The organism is Streptomyces sp. NPDC000878, from assembly GCF_053599695.1.
In genome coordinates this window covers 1-2471 of the sequence record NZ_JBSFMT010000180.1, presented here as the reverse complement: position 1 = coordinate 2471, position 2471 = coordinate 1, and the positions used below count along the sequence as shown (strand labels likewise).

At 69.2% G+C, this 2471-nt stretch carries 3 protein-coding genes; all 3 read left to right on the top strand.

The window, feature by feature from the left end; genetic code table 11:
* Positions 1 to 174 precede the first annotated feature (174 nt).
* The 3 genes from ACWDR4_RS50025 to nusB are packed head-to-tail and all read left to right on the top strand — an operon-like array spanning position 175 to position 2333.
* Positions 175 to 1269, top strand: coding sequence for a M24 family metallopeptidase (locus ACWDR4_RS50025; protein WP_450418848.1), 1095 nt, complete (start codon positions 175 to 177; stop codon positions 1267 to 1269).
* 60 nt (positions 1270 to 1329) lie between these two features.
* Positions 1330 to 1896, top strand: coding sequence for an elongation factor P (gene efp / locus ACWDR4_RS50020; protein WP_266504749.1), 567 nt, complete (start codon positions 1330 to 1332; stop codon positions 1894 to 1896).
* 2 nt (positions 1897 to 1898) lie between these two features.
* Positions 1899 to 2333, top strand: a complete 435-nt coding sequence (gene nusB, locus ACWDR4_RS50015; protein ID WP_450418846.1) for a transcription antitermination factor NusB — start codon at positions 1899 to 1901, stop codon at positions 2331 to 2333.
* The last annotated feature ends 138 nt before the right edge of the window (positions 2334 to 2471 follow it).

Here is a 2471-nt window from a genome sequence, read left to right as displayed (position 1 = left end):
GGCGTTTGAGGACGAGGCCCGTTCAGGGCCGTAGCGGGGGTTCGGGGGCGCAGCCCCCGAGGATGGGAACGGGTAGGGGCGGCGGGGGCGAAGAAGCCTGCGGTCGCGTTCACGCACCGCCCACTCGGCCCTCTCCGACCGGCGGCCAGCCGTCCGCGCTCTTACGCTCGGGGCATGTCAGAGGTCTACGCGGCGCGCAGAGCGCGGCTTCGGGAGCGGTGTCACGCGGGTGGTAGTGCGGGGGCGCTGGTCTCCCGCGCCGCCAATGTGCGGTACCTCGCGGGCACGGCCCCGCAAGGAGCCGTATTGCTGCTGGGGAAGCGTGAAGATCTGCTCGTGTGTGCGGGGGCCGTCGAGGGTGGCCGTTCCGACGATGCCCTGCGCGTGCATGCGTTGTCCGTGCCCGGCGGGGATCCGGCCGTCGCCGCCGCGGATCTCGCCGCCGCCCAGGGGACCGAGTCCCTCGCCGTCGAGGAACACCATCTGACCGTGGCCCGGCATCGGGCCATCAGGTCCGTCGCGCCCCGGCTGCGGCTGGCAGATCTTGGTGGCGCCGTCGAGCAGCTCCGGGTCGTAAAGGACGAGGAAGAGATCGCCTGTCTGCGGATCGGCGCCGAGATCGCCGACCAGGCGCTCGGCGAGCTGCTGGAGTCCATCCTCGTGGGGCGTACGGAGCGGCATCTCGCCCTCGAACTGGAGCGGCGGCTCGTCGATCACGGCGCCGACGGGCCCGCCTTCGCCACCGCCGTCGCCACCGGGCCGAATTCCGGCCGCAGGGGGCATCGGCCCACGGATCGGCGTGTGGAGGAAGGCGACTTTCTCTCTGTTTGTCTTGGCGCCGTCTATCGCGGCTACCGTTGCGAGATCGGCCGTACTTTTGTCATTGGGACCTCGCCCGCCGACTGGCAGATCGAGCTGTACGACCTCGTCTTCGCAGCCCAGCGCGCCGGACGCGAGGCCCTGGCACCCGGCGCCGCCTACCGTGACGTGGACCGTGCGGCACGTCAGGTACTGGACTCCGCGGGGTACGCGGACCGCCTTCCGGACCTCACCGGACACGGTGTCGGACTCGAAATCGACGAGGACCCGCAGCTCGCCCCCGCAGCCATGGGTAAACTGGACGCTTGTGTGCCGGTCACCGTCGAACCGGGGGTCCACCTCCCGGGCCGGGGCGGTGTCCGGATCGATGACACGCTCGTCGTACGCCCCGAGGCGGACGGCGGACCCGAGCTACTTACCATCACGACCAAGGAACTGCTCGCGCTCTAGCCTTGAAGCTGTCGCGTCTGCCCCGGGGTCGTCCACGTCAGTCCAGGAGATTCCGCAACCGTGGCTTCCACGAACGACCTCAAGAACGGCCTGGTGCTCAAGCTCGACGGGGGCCAGCTCTGGTCCGTCGTCGAGTTCCAGCACGTCAAGCCCGGCAAGGGCCCGGCCTTCGTGCGCACCAAGCTGAAGAACGTGCTCTCCGGCAAGGTCGTCGACAAGACGTTCAACGCCGGTGTCAAGGTCGAGACGGCCACTGTCGACAAGCGCGACATGCAGTTCTCGTACATGGACGGCGAGTACTTCGTCTTCATGGACATGGAGACCTACGACCAGCTCATGGTGGACCGCAAGGCCGTCGCCGACGCCGCCAACTTCCTGATCGAGGGCTTCACCGCCACGGTCGCGCAGCACGAGGGCGAGGTGCTCTTCGTCGAGCTGCCGGCCGCCGTCGAGCTGGTCGTCCAGGAGACCGAGCCCGGTGTCCAGGGCGACCGTTCCACCGGCGGCACCAAGCCCGCCACGCTGGAGACCGGCCACCAGATCCAGGTCCCGCTCTTCATCACCACCGGTGAGAAGATCAAGGTCGACACCCGCTCGAGCGACTACCTCGGCCGGGTGAACAGCTAACCGTGGCTGCCCGCAACACGGCCCGCAAGCGTGCCTTCCAGATCCTCTTCGAGGGCGACCAGCGCGGGGCCGATGTCCAGACGGTCCTCGGGGACTGGATCCGGCTCTCCCGGGCCGACACCCGCCAGCCCCCGGTCAGCGAGTACACGATGGAGCTCGTCGAGGGCTACGCGCAGCACGCCAGGCGCATCGACGAGCTGATCTCGCAGTACTCGGTCGGCTGGACGCTCGACAGGATGCCGGTCGTCGACCGCAACATCCTGCGCCTCGGTGCCTACGAGCTGATCTGGGTCGACGAGACCCCGGACGCCGTCGTCCTCGACGAGATGGTGCAGCTGGCGAAGGAGTTCTCGACGGACGAGTCGCCCTCCTTCGTCAACGGCCTCCTCGGCCGCTTCAAGGACCTGAAGTCCTCGCTGCGCCGCGACGAGGCCTGAGCCGACCGCACGGCACGCACACGTACGAACGCCGGTGGGCCCCAGCGACACACTGCTGGGCCGGGCCAACCGGATCGCCCGGCTTCTCGTCGCCCGAGGGGTGCGCCCCGAACAACCGGTCGCCGTCATGCTGCCGCG

Coding starts and splice junctions, on each gene's coding strand:
- ACWDR4_RS50025 (WP_450418848.1), top strand. CDS start 175: ATGTCAGAGGTCTACGCGGCGCGCAGAGCGCGGCTTCGGGAGCGGTGT.